The sequence below is a fragment of the Caballeronia sp. dw_276 genome, assembly GCF_018449635.1.
GTDB lineage: Bacteria > Pseudomonadota > Gammaproteobacteria > Burkholderiales > Burkholderiaceae > Caballeronia.
In genome coordinates this window covers 125,462-143,251 of sequence record NZ_JAAVUV010000014.1, presented here as the reverse complement: position 1 = coordinate 143,251, position 17,790 = coordinate 125,462, and the positions used below count along the sequence as shown (strand labels likewise).

14 protein-coding genes and 1 tRNA gene are annotated in these 17,790 nt (G+C 60.5%); 7 read left to right on the top strand and 8 right to left on the bottom strand.

Annotation, left to right across the window (positions count from 1 at the left end; translation table 11 throughout):
• Positions 1-8 precede the first annotated feature (8 nt).
• Positions 9-1,571, top strand: a complete 1,563-nt coding sequence (locus HB633_RS25840; protein ID WP_213780970.1) for an NAD(P)H-hydrate dehydratase — start codon at positions 9-11, stop codon at positions 1,569-1,571.
• Between the two features lie 160 nt (positions 1,572-1,731).
• Positions 1,732-3,357, top strand: a complete 1,626-nt coding sequence (gene pgi, locus HB633_RS25835; protein WP_213780967.1) for a glucose-6-phosphate isomerase — start codon at positions 1,732-1,734, stop codon at positions 3,355-3,357.
• A 41-nt stretch (positions 3,358-3,398) separates the two neighbouring features.
• Here pgi and HB633_RS25830 read toward each other — a convergent pair whose 3' ends face one another.
• Positions 3,399-4,100, bottom strand: coding sequence for an ABC transporter ATP-binding protein (locus HB633_RS25830; protein ID WP_056353204.1), 702 nt, complete (start codon positions 4,098-4,100; stop codon positions 3,399-3,401).
• A 112-nt stretch (positions 4,101-4,212) separates the two neighbouring features.
• On the opposite strand from HB633_RS25830, the gene HB633_RS25825 reads away from it, so the two are divergent.
• Entirely contained in the window at positions 4,213-4,791 is a 579-nt protein-coding gene (locus tag HB633_RS25825) for an arylesterase (protein WP_255581168.1), read from the top strand.
• A 163-nt stretch (positions 4,792-4,954) separates the two neighbouring features.
• Entirely contained in the window at positions 4,955-5,296 is a 342-nt protein-coding gene (locus tag HB633_RS25820; RefSeq protein ID WP_062000838.1) for a hypothetical protein, read from the top strand.
• A gap of 73 nt (positions 5,297-5,369) precedes the next feature.
• Here the strand turns inward: HB633_RS25820 and HB633_RS25815 are convergent, their stop codons facing one another.
• The 3 genes from HB633_RS25815 to HB633_RS25805 form a co-directional block, all read right to left on the bottom strand.
• The gene (locus HB633_RS25815) at positions 5,370-7,304 is read right to left on the bottom strand and encodes a SurA N-terminal domain-containing protein (protein WP_213780963.1); all 1,935 of its coding nucleotides are present in this window, start codon (positions 7,302-7,304) and stop codon (positions 5,370-5,372) included.
• Positions 7,305-7,626: 322 nt separating this feature from the next.
• Positions 7,627-9,000, bottom strand: coding sequence for an MFS transporter (locus HB633_RS25810; RefSeq protein ID WP_213780961.1), 1,374 nt, complete (start codon positions 8,998-9,000; stop codon positions 7,627-7,629).
• A 119-nt stretch (positions 9,001-9,119) separates the two neighbouring features.
• Positions 9,120-10,004, bottom strand: coding sequence for an NAD(P)-dependent oxidoreductase (locus HB633_RS25805; RefSeq protein ID WP_213780959.1), 885 nt, complete (start codon positions 10,002-10,004; stop codon positions 9,120-9,122).
• Between the two features lie 98 nt (positions 10,005-10,102).
• Between HB633_RS25805 and HB633_RS25800 the strand changes: the two genes are divergently transcribed.
• Entirely contained in the window at positions 10,103-11,050 is a 948-nt protein-coding gene (locus HB633_RS25800; RefSeq protein WP_213780957.1) for a 2-hydroxyacid dehydrogenase, read from the top strand.
• A 50-nt stretch (positions 11,051-11,100) separates the two neighbouring features.
• Positions 11,101-12,894, top strand: a complete 1,794-nt coding sequence (locus tag HB633_RS25795; protein ID WP_213780955.1) for an IlvD/Edd family dehydratase — start codon at positions 11,101-11,103, stop codon at positions 12,892-12,894.
• 24 nt (positions 12,895-12,918) lie between these two features.
• Here HB633_RS25795 and HB633_RS25790 read toward each other — a convergent pair whose 3' ends face one another.
• The 4 genes from HB633_RS25790 to HB633_RS25775 all read right to left on the bottom strand — a co-directional run bounded on the left by HB633_RS25790 (position 12,919) and on the right by HB633_RS25775 (position 16,338).
• Positions 12,919-13,977: a LacI family DNA-binding transcriptional regulator gene (locus HB633_RS25790; protein ID WP_213781057.1), complete on the bottom strand. Its 1,059-nt coding sequence runs from the start codon at positions 13,975-13,977 to the stop codon at positions 12,919-12,921.
• Between the two features lie 195 nt (positions 13,978-14,172).
• A tRNA-Asp gene (locus tag HB633_RS25785) sits at positions 14,173-14,249 on the bottom strand.
• A gap of 170 nt (positions 14,250-14,419) precedes the next feature.
• Positions 14,420-15,712, bottom strand: coding sequence for an MFS transporter (locus tag HB633_RS25780; RefSeq protein ID WP_213780953.1), 1,293 nt, complete (start codon positions 15,710-15,712; stop codon positions 14,420-14,422).
• Positions 15,713-15,858: 146 nt separating this feature from the next.
• Positions 15,859-16,338, bottom strand: coding sequence for a RidA family protein (locus tag HB633_RS25775; protein WP_213780951.1), 480 nt, complete (start codon positions 16,336-16,338; stop codon positions 15,859-15,861).
• Between the two features lie 304 nt (positions 16,339-16,642).
• On the opposite strand from HB633_RS25775, the gene HB633_RS25770 reads away from it, so the two are divergent.
• Complete coding sequence (locus HB633_RS25770; protein ID WP_255581160.1) at positions 16,643-17,584, top strand: glycosyltransferase family 9 protein; 942 nt, start codon at positions 16,643-16,645, stop codon at positions 17,582-17,584.
• Positions 17,585-17,790: the final 206 nt, after the last annotated feature.

Genomic DNA, 17,790 nt, shown 5'->3' with positions numbered 1-17,790 from the left:
CTGCCGCCATGACTGACTCCGCTTTCAATTCACCTTCTTCGCCGTACTTTGAACCGTGCGGTCGCGCGATCGCCCTCCTGACGCTCGACGAACTCCGCGCGCTCGAACATCGTGCGGCGGCATCGTTGCTCGCTAACACGCTGATGGCGCGCGCCGGCGCGGCAGCGGCGCAGTTCGTCGTTGACAGCGGCTCGCAGCGGCCGGTGTGGATCGCGGCGGGCCCCGGCAACAACGGCGGTGATGCACTGGTGATGGCGGCGCGCCTGAAACAATCGGGCATTGATGTCGAAGTGTGCATGCCCGTCGAGGTCAAGCCCGACGACGCCCGCTGGGCGCTCGACGAAGCCCGTCAGGCCGGCGTGAAAATCACAACAGACATTCCCCCTTCATTCGATGACTTCGGCTGGCTTGTCGACGGCATGTTCGGCATCGGGCTCGGACGGCCGCTCGAAGGCGTATTCGCGGACATTGCGGCGCGTTTATCGAAACGTTCGAGGGCATCCGGCAACGTGCTCGCGCTCGATATCGCGAGCGGCCTGTCGAGCGACACCGGCGAGCCCGTGAGCCGCAGCAACGACGGCCGGGCGCAAGCCGTTCGCGCGACACACACGATCACGTTCATCGGCGGGAAACCGGGGCATTTCACCGGCGACGGGCGCGATTTGTCGGGCAAGGTTTATATCGCGGATCTTGATGTCGATGCGCCCGCGCAACCCTCGGTCGTGCTGAACGCACCGTCATTGTTCGGCCCGCATCTTCCGCCGCGCGACTTCGCGACCAACAAAGGCACGTTCGGCACGCTGGCTGTCATTGGCGGAGATACTGGAATGTGCGGCGCGCCCATCCTCGCCGCACGCATGGCGCTCTACGGCGGCGCCGGCAAAGTCAACGTGGCGTTCATCGGCACGGATTCGCCGCCCTACGATCCGCCGCATCCGGAACTGATGCTGCATCACATCGACCAGTTTTCGCTCGACAAGATGGACGCGCTGGCGGTGGGTTGCGGCATGGGCCAAAGCGAGCGCGCGAAAAAGGTGCTGGCCGACGTCCTTGCGCTCGATGTCCCCAAACTCTTCGATGCCGACGCGCTGAACCTGATTTCATCCGATGAAAAACTGGCGGCCAAGGTCGCCGAACGCGGCACGCGCGGCGATCCGTGCGTACTGACGCCTCATCCGCTGGAGGCGGCGCGGCTTTTGGGCTCCGATGTGAAGAAGGTCCAGGCCGACCGGATCGCGGCGGCGCGCCAGTTGGCCGCGCGTTTTGCGGCGGTCGCCGTACTGAAGGGAACGGGGACGATCGTGGCGTCGCCGGACGGGCGCGTATCGGTTAATCCGACGGGCAACGCCGCGCTGGCAACTGGCGGCACTGGCGACGTGCTGGGTGGATTGATCGGCGCATTCCTCGCGCAGCGCTTGCCTGCGTATGAGGCAGCGCTCGCAGGCGTTTATTTGCATGGACTGGCCGCCGAGACACTCACGGGCGAAGGGCAAGGACCCGCGGGCCTGACGGCGGGCGAACTCGCGCCAAAGGTTCGTAGCCTCCTTAATCGCCTGTTCTACCCTTCGTGACTAAACATGGCAGGCCGATAGCACGCCGTGACGCTCAAGCAAGCATTCGTTCATCCATCGTGGCTATACTTGTTGTTTCGCGTGAGGCGACCGACGTGAACCCGATCCGGCCGCGCGCGATGATCAACACTTTCCGCCACCCACTGACAAACGGACCGTTATGACGCTCAATTCGCTTCCTGCCTGGCCGGCGCTCCAGGCGCATTACGATGCCATCCGTGACGAGCGCCTGCGCGACTGGTTCGCGCCGCAAAACGACACCAAGCCATCACGTGCCGAGCGCCTGACCTTCGATGGCGGCGGCATTTCCGTCGACTTCTCGAAGAACCGCATCACTGAAGCCACGCTCAAGTTGCTGGTCGAACTGGCGCAGCAAGCCAATGTCGCCGCGAAGCGCGACGCGGTGTTCGCCGGCGATATCGTCAACGTGACGGAACATCGCGCGGTGCTGCACACGGCGCTGCGTTCCACCGACGACAACTCGCCATTCCAGAAGGAAATCCGCGCCGAAAAAGCGAAGATGGCCGCGTTCGCGAACAAGGTTCGCGACGGCGCGTGGACCGGCTACACCGGCAAGCGCATCCGCCATGTGGTGAACATCGGCATTGGCGGATCGGATCTCGGCCCGAAGATGGTCGTGCATGCGTTGCAGCACCTCGCGCTGCCGGAGATCAAGACGCATTTTGTCTCCAACGTCGATGGCGCCGACATCTACAACGTGCTCAAGGACATCAACGCCGAAGAGACGCTGGCCATCGTTGTATCGAAGACGTTCACCACGCTCGAAACCATGACGAACGCGCGTTCCATGCGCGAATGGTTCGTGAAGAGCGGCTGCCCGGAAGACGCGTTGTCTAAGCACTTCGTGGGTGTATCGGCGAATCCGGAGGAAGTGGTCAAGTTCGGCATCGCGAAAGAAAACGTCTTCGAGATGTGGGATTGGGTCGGCGGCCGTTATTCGCTCTGGTCGACTGTCGGCTTGTCGATCGTGATCTCGGTCGGTCCGGAAAACTTCGAGAAACTGCTGGCGGGCGCGCATGCGATGGACGAGCATTTCCGCACCGCGCCGTTCGAGCGCAACCTGCCCGTGCTGATGGGCATGATTGGCATCTGGTACCGCGATTTCTTCGAGTCGCAAAGCGTGATGGTTGCGCCGTATTCGCAAGCCATGCGGTATCTCTCGTCGTATCTCCAGCAACTCGAGATGGAAAGCAACGGCAAGTCGGCGCGGCTCGACGGCACCATGGTCGATTACCCGACCGCCGCCGTGATCTGGGGCGAACCGGGCACGAACGGTCAGCACGCGTTTTATCAGATGCTGCATCAGGGCCCGACGCTGATTCCCGTCGACTTCATCGCGGTGCTGAAGCCAGAGCATCCGCTCATCGATCATCACGCAAAGCTGCTCGCGAACTGCTTCGCGCAGAGTGAAGCGCTGATGCTCGGACGCACGCTTGAAGAAGCGAAGAAGGTTGCAGGACCGGGCAAGGAAGAACTCGCGACCCATCTGAGCTTCCCGGGCAACCGTCCGACCACCACGATCATCCTAGATGCGCTCACGCCGGAAACGCTCGGCGCTGTCATCGCGCTGTACGAACACAAGGTGCTGGTCCAGGGCGCGGTCTGGGACATCAACTCGTTCGATCAGTGGGGCGTGGAACTGGGCAAGATTCTCGGCAAGGTCGTTGAAGCCGATATCACCAGTTCGAAGGCCGATCCCGCGAAGCACGACTCGTCGACATCGGCGTTGATCGCGCGGGCGCAGGCTGCATTGAAGGGCATCTAAGCCGTATGAGGCGTCTCGTTCACACGAGACGCCTTTTGTTTTTATACGCTCAAACCGTTCACGATTCGCCCGGCTTCAATGGTCACCGTCGCATCGCAGCGCTCGGCAAGTTCGGTGTCGTGTGTGACGAGGATCAGCGTCGCGCCGTTGCGTCTGTTCATCTCGAACATCAGGTCGATGATCGCGTAACCCGTCGCAGCGTCCAGGCTGCCTGTGGGTTCATCGGCGAAAAGAATGGCCGGGTGCGTTACAAACGCACGCGCGAGCGCCACGCGTTGTTGCTCGCCGCCCGACAAAAGCTTCGGATAATGCGCGGTCCGCTGACCCAATCCAACCTGTTCGAGCAAATCGCGTGCGCGCGAAGTGATCTCTTTATGCGGTACGCCGCCTCGCAATTCCAACGGCAGCATCACGTTTTCCAGCGCGGTCAGATGCGGCATCAGCTGGAACGACTGGAACACGAATCCCACCGATCCACTGCGTAACGCCGCCCGCTCGTCTTCATTCAATGCTCCGAGGTCGCGCCCGAGCAAACGAACCGACCCGCTGCTCGCGCTGTCCAAACCCGCAAGCAGCCCGAGCAAAGTAGACTTGCCTGAGCCTGACGCGCCGACGATTGCGACGCTGCTGCCTTTTTCTATCGACAGGTCGATCTGATCGAGGATGATCAATTCACCTGTCGCGTCCTTCACCCGCTTGCTTAAACCCCGTACTTCAATGACTGGTTCGATATTGTTTGGCATGGAGAGACTTAAGGTGAACTGGACACCACGCGCCACATTGGCGCTGCTGGCGATGGTCGGATGCGCGGCCACGGCGCCGGCACGTGCGGCCGATGCCTTGGCTAATACTGCCATGGCCGCGCCCGCGGCTGCGCCAGCCATTGTGGTTCTCGGCGACAGCATCTCTGCGGAATACGGCCTGCCGCGCGACACTGGGTGGGTCAATCTGATGCGCAAGAAGCTCACGCAAGAGCGCTTCGATTATAGCGTTGCCAATTCAAGCATCAGCGGCGACACGACCAGCGGCGGTCTTGCCCGCCTGCCCGCCGCGCTCAACCGGATCAAGCCGAAGGTAGTGATCGTGGAACTGGGCGCCAACGACGCCTTGCGTGGCGTCCCGCTTGCCACCACCGAAGACAACTTGCGCTCGATCATCGAAAAGTCGCAGGCCGTGAACGCGAAGGTTTTACTCGTCGGCATGTACGTTCCGCCTAACTATGGCCCGGACTACTCGCAAAAATTCCATGGCGTGTACGAAAAATTATCGAAGGAAAAGCATGTGCCGCTCGTGCCGTTTCTGCTTGCAGGCATAGAGAACAAGCCCGAGATGTTCCAGGCCGATCAAATTCATCCGACCCCTCAGGCCCAGCCTTTGCTATTGAACAACGTCTGGCCAGTTTTGAGACCATTGCTGGGCACGCCATCGAAATGATGGGGATTTAGCCGTCTTGAAGCGATTCACGTTTAAACCCCGTCATGCGTCGTCCAGCCGGCTTTCAGCCATGCGCGAAGAAAGGCCACGATTGAAGCATCACATTTTCGCGTAACCCTGAAAAACCCCGGCTCCGCATGTGAGCGCATTGAAAGGAGGTAACGTGAAATATTTACCAATTCTCGCTATGACCGTCGCGATCTCGGCTTGCGCCGCTCAACCGCCCGCCAACGTCAGCCAGGTCGGCACGAGCCAGCAGCCGCCCAAGGTCGTCGCACAATGTATCGCGCAGAAATGGGCCGATAAATCACAGCAACAAGTAGTCTCGCAGGACACGCTCGCGAACGACATGGCAGCCGATGTCTACGTTCCGGGTCAGCAACCGCCGAACGGCGCCGCCGCCGTCGTGCGTCCGAACTATTCGGGCCCGGGTTCATGGGTCGGCTTCCGCGCTGCAGGCGCAGGTGGCAGCGACGCCACCGGCGACATCCAGGCTTGCCTGTAAATCGCATTTAGTCGCAAAAAAGCCCCGCTGGTTTTGGCCAGCGGGGCTTTTTTATTACTGCCTTCAGTTCAGCTTATTGCGGCTGCTCTGCCGGTGCGTTCGAGGTCGGCGCATTGATCTTTACCTTCGAGCGCGCCTTCAAAGCATCCAGATACGACTCCATCTCAGCCTGCGCATAAACCTGCGCGACTTGTTGCTGCGCGCCCGTCAGACGGTCTGCGGCAACCGGCTCCGGCTTCTCGATCCCGTTCACACGATAAATCGCGTAACCGTCGGCGCCGAGATCGACGCCCACGTAGGTTGGCAGCTTCGACGAGTCCGCCTTGAAGATTGCAGCGAGCGCCGCGGGCGGAACGCCCTGGGCGTCGTTACGCGAAACCTTCGCCACCGATGAAAAACCAGCCGTTGAGTTCGATTTCTGTACGTCGGCAAGCTTCGCCGCGCCGTCCTTGCGCGCCATTTCGGCTGCCTGCTCTGCGATGACCTTGGTGCGCACAGCGTCCTTGATCGTATCCAGCGCTGGTACAGCAGATGGCTTGTAGTCCGTCACACGTGCCGCGATCAGCGTGCTGTTGCCGATATCGATAGCCTGCGTGTTGTTGCGTTCCTTCACCGCGTCCGCTGCGAAGATGGCGTTCAGGACCTTCGGATTGTTCAGCGGGCTGTCAGCAGGCAACTTCGGATCGGGCTTCGGTCCTACCGTCGCGGTCTGGATCTGCAACTTGTATTTATCGGCGGCGGGTTGCAGCGTCTTCGATTTTTCGTAGACGATCGACGTGAAACCTTCGGCTTGCTCCGCCAGGTTTTTCGCCGCTTGCGTAGCAGTGACGTCACGCGTGATCTGATCCTTCACTTCGTCGAACGACTGAGTGGCGGAAGGCTTCACGTCCGTTGCCTGGATGATGTGATAACCGAAATCCGTCTGCACCACGCCGCTGATCTCGCCCTTCTTCAGGCCGAACGCAGCGTCGTCGAATGCCTTGCCACCCGCGATCATGCCGTGCGAGAAGTAACCCAGATCGCCGCCCTTCGATGCCGAACCCGGATCTTGCGATTCCTTCTGCGCAATCTGCGCGAACTGGTCCGGATGCGCCTTCACTTGCGCTAGCAACGCGTCGGCTTGCGCCTTCGCCTTGGCTTTGTCCGCCGCGCTTGCGTCCTTCGGTGCCGTGATCAGGATGTGGCTCGCGCGCACTTCGGCCTGCGTCTTGAAGCGCGCGATATTGTCGTCGTAGTACTTCTTGAGATCGGCGTCCGTGGGCTTGATAGCCGTTGCCAAAGTCGCCGGGGACATCACCAAATACTGGATGCTTGCCGATTCCGGCGTCTTCAATTCTGCGCTATGCGCGTCGTAATACGCCTTAAGTTGGGCGTCGGTCGGCTGGATCTTCGCGGTGTAATCGGCCGTGCGGAACGCGAGGCCCTGCACGTCGCGGCGCTGTTCGGCGATCTCGGTCAAACTCTGCGCGAGCGTCTTCGACGTGAACGCGGTCGACTGGATGCTCGAGGGAAGCTGATCGGTTGCAAGACCGTAACGTACGCGCTCGTCGTATTGCTCGGGCGTGATGCCCTGCATGGCGAGCAGTTGCTTATACTGATCCAGGTCGATGGAACCATCGGGCTTTCTCAACGATGCGATCGTCGGGTCGGCGAGCAGCGCGCGGCGCACTGCCTGATCCGATGCGGTCAAATGCAGGCGCTGGGTTTCGTCGGCGAGAACGCGCTGTTGAACGAGGCTGTCGATCAGCGACGCGCGCATTTGCGGCGATTCGAACATCTTCGGGTCGAACTGCGCGCCGAGCATCTGACGCGCGCGATCGACTTGCTGGCGCATTGCGCCGTCGTATTCGACACGCGTGATCTTGTGGCCGTTGACGCTGGCGACGTTTGCGTTTTCGTCGAAGAAACTGCTGAAACCCTGGACACCCACGATACCCAATCCCGGCACGACGATCAGGATCAAAAGGGCCATCATCAGGCGTTGGTGGTTACGGAAAAAGTCGAGCATGCGTGACGATTCTGCCTAATACGAAACGCCCGATGTTACAGCAGCGGGCAATAAAAAAGGCGAACCGGAGTTCGCCTTTCTCGTGAATTCGGCCGGTGTGGACGAGGTACGACCTCCTGCCGGTGAGCCTTATCAGTCAAGGCGTTGCACGATTCGATGAACCGCGTTGCACCTCGAAAGTACGCTCGGTCAACGAACGGGCACTCTGTAAAGCGCGCGAAGTATAACATCCGCGCCCTTCTGGCCCCCTGTTTGCCCGCGATAAACGCCCCGCCAAAACGGGATTCGCAACAATGGTTTGCGCCCGTTTTGCGCAATGAAATCAGTGCACGGCGTCGTCCAGCAAGGTCAGGTCGCGCCTGCGCGTTTCCGTCGATAAGGACACGCCGACCAGCGTGATCGCCGACAAAACCGCCATGTAGATGCCCATGACCCAGAACGCGCCATCGGAGAGCCCGATCAGGTAGATGCCGAGCAAGGGCGCGATTCCGCCCGACAGCACCGCGCCCAGTTCGCGCGCGAGCGCCACGCCCGAATACCGGTAGCGGTTGCCGAAGAGTTCGGAGAAGTGGGCGCATTGCGCGCCGAGCATGCTGTTTGCGCCAAGCGCGAGGCCGCCGAACATCGCGATGTCGACCCATAGCGGCTTGCCCGTGCTCACCATGTACCACGACGGCACCGACCACAGCAGCATGAAGATCGCGCCGCCCCGATACACCGCAATGCGCCCGATGCGATCCGACAACGCGCCGAACATCGGTGTGGTGATGACGCTGGCCATGCTCGCGATCAGCGCGCCCGTCGTGCCGATCGAACTCAGTTCGGACGGTTTCAGGCCCATCTTCGCCGCAACCGTTCCGCCCAGGAACGCGATGACCACCGTCGTGTAGATGGTCGATCCGCCCTGCTCGGCGAAGCGCATCAGTGTGGCGGCAAGCACGGGACGGCGCGCGTGCGTGATGACGGTTTTCATCGGCGACTTGATGACGGCGTGCGCGCCTTCGAGGCTCAGGAACGTTGGACTTTCACGCAAGCGCAACCGGATCCAGACCGCGACGCCGATCAGCACTACGCTCGATACAAACGGAATGCGCCACGCCCAGGCCAGGATGGCCTCTTCGCCCAGCACGTGCTGCATGATGCTGAACGTGCCCGTCGCGAGACCCAGCCCCGCGAAGATGCCGACGAAGGGCAGCGCCGCAAAGAAGCCGCGCTGTTTGACGGGCGCGACTTCGGCCATGAGAGTGGATGCCCCCGCCTGTTCCGCGCCGGCGCCGAACCCTTGCACGAGCCGGAGAACAACCAGCGATATCGCGCCGATCGTGCCGCTTGGCAGCAAGCCGATCAACATGGTCGATGCCCCCATGATCGCGATGGTCACGAGCAGAACGAACTTGCGCCCCTTCCTGTCGCCGATGGAACCAAAGAACAGGCCACCGAAAGGCCGCGCGAGAAAGCCGGCGCCGTATGTGCCAAAGCTCGCCAGAAGCCCTGCTTTTGCCCCCAGCGCCGGAAAGAAGATGTGACTGAAAACCAGCGCCGATGCAAGTCCGAAGATTGCAAAATCATAGTATTCGAGGGCGCTTCCAACCGCGCCTGTCAGGATCGCGCGGCGCAATTGCTGTGGAGAAACCGGCGCCTTGATGGCGGTATCGGCGAGCGGCGATGAAGGTATCGTGGGGTGCTGCAAATCCATTTGCGTCTCCTTTGCAAATCGGTTTGCCGGTTGGTTGAATCCCGGCTATTTATATATTTGTATTTCGTCCGTGTCGGAACGCGCGGACGTTTGGGATGAAGCGGTTTTATGCCGCGGTTTTAAGCTGCGTGCGCGCCGATGATCTTCACAATTCCACTGTGATCGATATCGCCGTGCTGTTCTATGAGAGACGTGAAAAGCTGTGCGCTGAGTTGCGTGTACGGCATTGATGCCCCAGCGTCCTGCGCCGCGCGCAACGCGTTGTGAAGATCCTTGAGTTGCGAGCTCGACCGGCCGCTGACCTCGAAATTCTCATCGACCATGCGGCGGCCGTGAATGCGCAGGATGGTGCTGTCGGCATAACCGCCTGCGAGCGCTTCGATCAGCATTGCAGGGTTCGCGCCGCCCTTCGCGACCAATGACAACGCCTCCGCCACCACGCCAATAGTCGTTCCCACGATCATCTGATTCGCGAGCTTGGCGAGTTGGCCCGTACCGTGCGCGCCCATCAGCACGGGCCGCCCCATGCAGCGCAACACATTCGATACCCGCTCGAAAACCTGTGCATCGCCGCCGCACATGATCGCGAGCGTCGCGTTTTCCGCGCCGCTCGTGCCGCCTGAAACGGGGGCATCGATATGTTGAACATCTCGTTGTGCAAGCAGGCGCGCGTGAGTGATCGCCTGGTCGGGGCGGATCGAACTCATGTCGATGACGACCGCGCAAGCGCTCAGCGCCTGCGCCACGCCTTGAGCGAACAGGACGTCGTGCACCGTCTCGCCGTTTGCAAGCATCGTAATCACGATGTCGGCATTGCGAACGGCATCGACCGGCGAGTCCGCAATGCGCGCCCCGTCCGCTTGCAAACGCTCCGCTTTGTCGCGGGTACGGTTCCACGCCGTCAGCCGGTAACCTGCCTTGAGCAGCACGCGGGCTTGCCGCTCCCCCATCAAGCCGATCCCGAGGAAGGCAATCCCCTCTGCTCGGTCCTTTGAATTCGCCATCGTCTCGCTACCTTGAAATGATCAACTGCTGGACACGCGTTTCATCGTGCGGTATGGTTACCGGTAACCATTAATCAAATCTAACATGGGGAGATGGCATGCACAAGACGGATTTACTGGTAGTCGTCCGGTATCCGGAGCGCGACATGGCCGAACTGGAGCGTCATTACACGCTGCATGTCTTGTCGGATTGCACGAATCGCGGCGCACTGCTCGCAGAAGTCGGCTCGAGAATTCGCGCGCTCGCGACCAACGGTGAAGCCGGTGCGAGCGCCGAGTTGATCGACGCGTTGCCAGCGCTCGAAATCATCGTGTCGTATGGCGTTGGCGTCGATGCAATCGATCTCGCGCATGCAGCCAAGCGAGGCATTCGCGTGACGAATACGCCCGATGTGCTGACCGGCGATGTCGCCGACATGGGCATCGGCCTGCTGCTTTCGATTGCGCGCCAGATCCCCGCAAACGATCGCATCGTGCGCGACGCTCAATGGGGCAAAGCCGCGATACCGCTCGCCACGCGCATGTTCGGCAAGCGGCTTGGTGTCCTCGGGCTCGGCCGTGTGGGACGGGCGCTTACCAGGCGCGCCGCCGCGTTCGACATGACAGTTGCCTATCACGATCGCGTTCGGTTCGATGACGTCGACTACACGTATTGCGACAGCGCCGTGGCCCTTGCGCGCGAGTCGGACTTTCTCGTGATCTGCGCCGCAGCGGACCGGGAAAGTCAGGGATTGGTAAGCCGCGACGTGTTCGACGCGCTCGGCCCCAATGGCATCCTGGTGAACATCGCGCGAGGAAGTATTGTCGATGAACCCGTATTGCTCGAATACTTAAGCGAATGCCGTATTCGCGGCGCCGCGCTGGATGTATTCTGGAACGAGCCGTCAATCGATCCGCGATTTTTCACGCTGGACAACGTCGTGCTGCAGCCACACCGCTCCAGCGCGACCGTCGAGACGCGCGGCGCGATGGCGCAACTGGTGCGTGAAAATTTAAAAGCGTTTTTCGATGGCGCGCCGCTCGTGACTGAGTTTCGCACGCGTTGAGCATCGATCGAATCACTGACTCCCCATACAATTAAAACGGACAGACAAGCATGTCGAATCAATCAAACACCCCACAAAACCGTCTTCGCAGCCGCCGCTGGTTCGACGACCCCTCTGACCCCGGCATGACCGCGCTTTATCTCGAGCGCTACATGAACTACGGCATCACGCGCGAAGAGTTGCAGTCGGGCAAGCCGATCATCGGCATTGCGCAGACGGGCTCCGATCTGGCGCCGTGCAATCGCCATCATCTCGATCTCGCCACACGTGTACGCGACGGCATCCGAGACGCCGGCGGCATTCCGCTCGAATTCCCCGTGCATCCGATCCAGGAAACCGGCAAACGGCCGACCGCCGCGCTCGATCGCAACCTGGCTTATCTCGGGCTCGTGGAGATTCTGCACGGCTACCCCATCGATGGCGTCGTGCTGACCACCGGCTGCGATAAAACCACGCCCGCATGTTTGATGGCGGCAGCGACGGTCAACATTCCGGCGATCGTCCTGTCCGGCGGCCCGATGCTCGACGGCTGGTATCACGGCAAGCTCGCCGGGTCCGGCACGGTAATCTGGGACGCGCGCAAACGGCTGTCGGCGGGCGAGATCGACTATCCGGGATTCATGGATATGGTGGCGTCGTCGGCGCCGTCGGTCGGACATTGCAACACCATGGGCACCGCGCTTTCGATGAACTCGCTCGCCGAAGCGCTCGGCATGTCGTTGCCTGGATGCGCGGCGATTCCCGGGCCGCATCGCGAACGTGGATGGATGGCTTACGCAACCGGCAAGCGCATTGTGGAGATGGTCGGCGAGAATCTTCGGCCATCGGACATCATGACCAAGGGCGCTTTCGAGAACGCGGTCGTCGCGGCGGCGGCGCTTGGCGCTTCATCGAATTGTCCGATCCACATGATCGCGATTGCGCGGCATATGGGTATCGACCATACGCTGGAAGACTGGCAACGGCTCGGGCCCGAGGTGCCGCTGCTGGTCGATTGCCAGCCGGCGGGACGGTTTCTCGGCGAAGCGTTTCATCGCGCAGGCGGCGTGCCGGCTGTGATGAAGGAACTCTTCAACGCCGGCCGCCTGGACGCAACCGTGCGCACCGTCACCGGCAAGACGCTGGCCGAAGATCTGGCCACGGTTCCCGCGCCGGATCGCGAAGTCATCCGCGCGTATGAAAACCCGCTGAGGGAATCGGCCGGTTACGTGGTGCTCTCGGGCAACTTGTTCGACAGCGCCGTGATGAAAGTCAGCGTGATCGACGAAGCCTTCCGCAAACGCTTTCTCGCGGACCCCGACCATCCCGACGTGTTCGAGGGCAAGGTCGTCGTGTTCGAAGGCCCGGAGGACTATCACGCGCGCATTGAAGACCCGGCAACGGGTGTCGATGAACGCTCGATCCTCGTCATCCGCAATTGTGGTCCGGTCGGGTTCCCGGGCGGCGCAGAAGTGGTGAACATGCAGCCGCCGGCGGCGTTGCTCAAGCGCGGTATCGATACGTTGCCTACGCTCGGCGATGGCCGGCAAAGCGGGACGTCGGCGAGCCCTTCGATTCTTAATGTGTCGCCGGAAGCGGCTGTTGGCGGCGGGCTTGCTTTGCTCGTTTCGGGCGACAAGATTCGCATCGATCTGAAGACGCGCAAGGTCGATCTGATGATTCCTGAAGCGGAACTCGCGCAACGGCGTGCGGCGTGGAAACCGCCGGTGCTCAAGAACATGACGCCGTGGGAAGAGATCTACCGGAGCATGGTGGGACAGCAAGGCAGCGGCGCGTGCCTGGAACCGGCGACGTTGTATCTCAACATTGTCGAAACGCGCGGCGAATCGCGGCACAACCACTAGCCGAACAGCAACCGCGCGAGCGCGCTACGTGCTCTCGCGCGGCACGACTTCGTAGTGAATCTCGACCACGGGCGGCGACGGTTTGCGCTTCGTCGCACGCGTCGTCTTTACGCCGCGCGTCTTGTCCCGCTTTTCATCGCCTTCTGCTTCGTCCAGGGCTGCGAGCAAGGACTCGCCGGTCGCCCGGCCAATACCGTATGCATCGACTGAAACGGTCGTGATGGTGGGATAGCAATGCCGCGAGACTTCGAAGTCGCCGAACCCCGCAATGGCGATATCCCGCGGAACCGATAAGCCCAGCCGATGACACGCCATCACCGCGCCGAACGCGTGGATGTCGCTGGCGCACATGACGGCATCGGTATCGGGCCAGCGTTCGAGTAACTGTTGCAACGCGGCCGCGCCGTGCGCCATTGCAACGCCGTGCGCCATGGTCGTGGTCCACGCGCTTTTGGTGATATCGCGCGGTTCGCAGCCGGAAGCCTTCACCTCCTTCAAATACCCGCGACGACGATCGATACCACGGCTATCCAGCTTCGACGCGCTGCTCACAAACGCGATGCGCTTATACCCGCGCTCGTAGAGATGACGCACCATCGCGCGCGACGCATCGACGTTAGAAAACCCCACGACGCGGTCGATAGGATTGACCGGCATATCCCATGTTTCGATAATCGGAATGCGTGCGCGGGCGAGCAACGAATGCGTTTCCACGGTGTGATGACTGCCCGTCAGCACGATGCAGCGCGGCTGATAACGCAGCATCGCGCGCACGAGTTCCTCCTCACGCGGCAATTCGTAGTCCGTGTTGGCGAGCAGCAACTGCATGCCGGCCGGTTCGATCACGTCGTTGATGCCGCGCACGGTATCGGAGAAATTCGAACTCGACAGCGACGGCACCAGTACCGCGACAAATGATGATTTCCCCGACGACAAAGCCCCCGCCGCCGCGTCCGCCACGTAACCCAGTTCGTTGACCACGCTCAGCACGCGTTCGCGCGTGGCGGCGCCCACCGGCCTGCCGGCGAGGACTCGCGATACGGTCATCTTGGAGACCCCGGCAATACGCGCTACATCGGCCATGCGAGGCGGCGCTGAAGCCGGGGGTTTGTGGTCGTCGGGCATCGTGCTGAAGTCATTAACCGGGTTCGTTAATGATACTGGATGACGAATCGCCGCCGTCCACGATCGAGGCTATTCAATGGACGCGCACAAAGCAAAAAGCCCGCTATGGGCGGGCTTTGAGAAATTGCTTTGATGCTGCTTGAAACAAGATGTTGGCGGAGCGGACGGGACTCGAACCCGCGACCCCCGGCGTGACAGGCCGGTATTCTAACCAACTGAACTACCACTCCATTTTGTGCTGCTTACCTCAATGATCCGAACCGGAAAGCGATCTGCCGAAAAGTTGGACAACCCCCTTGTCAGCCTTGCTCCGCAACCGTTTCAATCAATCGGGGACGAAGTATATAACGAAATTTCCGGCGGTGCGAAGATTTTTATATCGGGATGAAAAGATGCGTTTTCAGTGGCCGCCAATACCTTGCGATGCTGCCAAATCGTGCGATGGGTCATCGGGTAAATGCAGCGGCTCGACCTTCCCCACGATCACCAGGTAACTGAATGCGCCGAGCACGCAGAAACCGCCCGCGACAACCAGCGGCACGGTGAACGAGCCCTTCGTGAGTTGCACCATGAAACCGGTGAACGTCGTGATGACGATGCCCGCGAGATTCGAAGCAAAGTTCTGGATGCCGCCAATCGATGCAACGTGATCCGGCGTTGGCGCAACATCGCCGGGAAGCGACCAGATGCTGGCCGCCGCGAACGCCAGGCTCCCATATGCAATGCCGAAACACGCAAGCATCAAGGCCGTGCTCGTCGTGAATGCCGACACCGTGATCACCGACGACAACAGCATGCCGCCCACCATGCAGGTCTTGCGTGCCTTGGTGAGGCTCCAGCCGCGCTTGTATAGCGCATCGGAAACAATGCCGCCCAGCCAGCCGCCTGGGATGGAGATCAATGCGGGAATCATGCCGAGCGTGCCGAGCGACTTCAACGAGAAACCACGGGTCTGCACGAGATAACTCGGAAACCACGTGATAAAAAAGTAGATCACGAAGTTCAGGCAAAAGAAGCCGAGCATCATGCCCCACAGCGTGCGGTGCCTGAAGAGCGAAAGCCACGTGATTTTTTGGCCGGGTATTTTTTCGCGAATTACGGGCGCCGCATCTTCGGGACCCGTCAGGTCACCGCGCGACGGATTGCGATAGATGACGAACCAGCCCAGCACCCATACAAGGCCGAGCGCGCCTGTCGCGATGAACGATGCTTCCCAGCCGAAGCTGCTGATGATCAGCGCCACCACCGGAATGGAAAGCGCCGAGCCGACCCGCGAACCACTATCGAAGATGCTGGTTGCGAACGCGCGCTGCGCCGGCTTGAACCATTGCGCGACGAGTTTCACGCATGCGGGGTAAGCGCCCGCTTCGCCCACGCCCAGCATCAGCCGGCAGCCGAACATGCCGGCCACGCTCGTGGCCGCCGCGGTCAGCGCGGTGAACACGGACCACCATCCAACAGCGAGTGGCAATGCAATGCGCCCGCCGATCTTGTCGACGAACCAGCCGAACGGCATCTGCATGAACGCATAGGTCCAGAAAAAGCCGCTCAAGACGAGGCCCATTTGCGCGGGACCTATATTGAGCGCCTTCTCTATCTGCGGCGCTGCGACCGCGAGATTTGCACGATCGATGTAGTTGATCGCGATAGCAAGGAAGCAAAGAAATACGACCATCCAACGCATCTTGCGCATGCTTTTGTCTCCTCCTGTATGCCAGGTATTTTTTATCGGCGAGGCGCTACATGCTAACCGTTAAGCGCGGTTGTTTGCACGGATGGCCGTGGTCCTAAGGGTGTTCACCGATGCACACCTTACAGCGCGAAAGCCCGCAAATGGTTTTAGGCTTCATCTCGAACCGACCCTGGTTTCAGCGCCGCCACCAGTTCGATTTCGACCGGTATGTTGAACGGCAGAACATGCACTCCCAATGCGCAGCGAGTATGCAAGCCATTCTCACCGAAGAGTTCGATCAACAGGTCGGACGCGCCATCGACCACGCGATGCTGAAAATAAAAATCGGGGGCGCTGCTGACCCATCCCGTAAGCTTCACGATCCGCAGCACACGGTCCAATCCAATCTCGGCATGGAGCGCGGCAAGCGCGTTCATCGCTGATAAACGCGCCGCCTTGTAGCCGTCCTCCTGCGTGAGCGTTTCACCGATACGTCCCGTATAAACCGGCTGCGGCCCGACAAGCGGCCCTTGCCCCGAAACGAAGATCAGGTTCGACGCCTCGACAACAGTCACGTATGACGCGGCGGGCTTGGGCGCGGCGGGCAATTCCAGATTCAAATCCTTGAGTCGCTGATAGATGGTCATGTAGTGGCAATGAAAGAAATCAAACGTTAGGGGCTTGGAAAAAGTCGCCATTTTCATTGAACAATAATTTTTGGTTCGCTTCCTCACGGCGTTCGTCGGCGGTGACCCGTGAGCGTTTTCTCAATGGCGCTTATCATGTTGGTCCCGCTGCGATCAAAAACGTTTCGATACACGCAATCGAAGCGCCCTCTCAGCCCAACGACGAATTCAGGCATTCAGGCAGCGTGAACATTCCTACCAGCAAAACCCGATGGCTTTAACGCCTTCACGTGGCCTCCTGCCTTTTCGGCGCGTGGCATTCTCGATGTCGAATGCGATCGGCGATTCGCTCGTCTGCATGGTGATCGTGCAGAATCTGATCAGGCACGGCATCGATGTAACCGTGTTCGGTGCTCCGGCTCATGCACTTCGCGCGTGGTTTCCGCACGCGCGGATCTTGCCCCTTCCGCACTACAGCAAGATCAGGGAAACCTTCGCGCAATTCGAAGCCGTATTTCAAATGCAGCCGCAGCAACCGCTGCCAAGGCTCGCCGACCTGCACGATCGTGTCATTACGCTGCATGACGTTGAATACGGAAACAGACAAGGATCGATGGCAGAGCGCTTCATGCATTACTGCCGCGACGAGCTCGGCATGCGCGAAGCAACGTCGCATAACGGCATGACCGCGCTTGCGGGACTCGTGCACAGACGCCACGCGAACCGCGTCATCATCCATCCGGAAGCGAGCACAGGCGACAAGCGCTGGCTACCTGCCCGTTTCATGAAGGTCGCGATGCAACTGAAAGCGCGGGGACTGGAAGTCGTTTTCATTCTGGCGCCTCATGAGCGGGAGCGTTGGCGAGGCTTGCGGCAAAAGGGTATCGTCGCGCCGAGGATTCAGGACCTGAGCGAACTGGCGGGGTACGTGTATGAGTCCGGCTGGTTTATCGGCAATGATTCGGGCATCGGGCATCTTGCGTCGAATCTCGGCATTCCTTCGGTGAGCGTGTTCCGGCGCAGGAATGTATCAGAGAAATGGCGGCCTGCCTGGGGCAATGTCGAAGTAGTACTGCCGTGGCAATGGGTGCCGAGCGCGTTCCTGAAAAATAGGTGGTGGCGCGAGACACTTACTTGCGCGCGCGTGCTTGCGGCGTTTGAGAGGATCGTGCATCGGCAAACGCTGGCGGTTCATCACACGGACCAGACGCCACGGCACGAGCCTCGAGTGAACGTTCCACAGCTGGAAATCGAGACGCTTCGATAAGTCGTCGTGCAATCGCCGCGACATAATTTCAAAAGCGTGGTTATTTTCTACAGGCGTTCTCTTACGGTTTGGCGCGTCTCTCGCTGGGAACCCTTTAGCGGTACTGGTGTGTGCGCCCGAGTACATGTCGGCATTGATCATGCTTGAGTCGAACGTTCGCCGTCCGCCGCAAACCGTTAATATCTGTCTTAAGCGATTTGCTTTTG